Source organism: Chroococcidiopsis sp. TS-821 (genome assembly GCF_002939305.1).
GTDB lineage: Bacteria > Cyanobacteriota > Cyanobacteriia > Cyanobacteriales > Chroococcidiopsidaceae > Chroogloeocystis.
In genome coordinates this window covers 1-420 of the sequence record NZ_MVDI01000041.1, presented here as the reverse complement: position 1 = coordinate 420, position 420 = coordinate 1, and the positions used below count along the sequence as shown (strand labels likewise).

The following is a 420-nucleotide window of genomic DNA, read 5'->3' as shown; positions in this document are numbered from 1 at the left end:
CAAGAGAAAGTCCACCAGCAACATCTCCCAACACCATGTCTTGCCACGCCCCCAGGAGGGGTATGTTTTATTACAGCACCCCCTCAGAGGGAATCGGCCTCATCCCCGCGGTTGAACGTACCTCCGCCTTCTAAGGTGTCGTTACCTGCACCCCCGAATAAAAAGTTAGCTTCACCACCAACCTCCATATCTCGCAAAACGTCATCGCCTTCGCCGCCTTGCAACGTATCGTTACCATACCCGCCTTGGAGTGTATCGTTGCCAATTCCACCGTCGAGGCTGTCGTCACCAAAGCTGCCGTCTAATTTGTCGTTACCTGCGCCACCAAAGAGCGTGTCATTGCCATCACCACCTTGGAGCACCTCCCGTCTATTTTGTCTTTCCCCGCCCCCCAAAAGAGCGTGTCTTCCCAGCGAGTCG

The 420-nt window shown here is 55.0% G+C and carries 1 protein-coding gene; it reads right to left on the bottom strand.

Annotated features, from left to right (window positions below; genetic code table 11):
* Window positions 1-83: 83 nt before the first annotated feature.
* On the bottom strand, window positions 84-420 hold a 337-nt coding region (locus tag B1A85_RS23360), incomplete at its 5' end, for a calcium-binding protein (protein ID WP_371681711.1).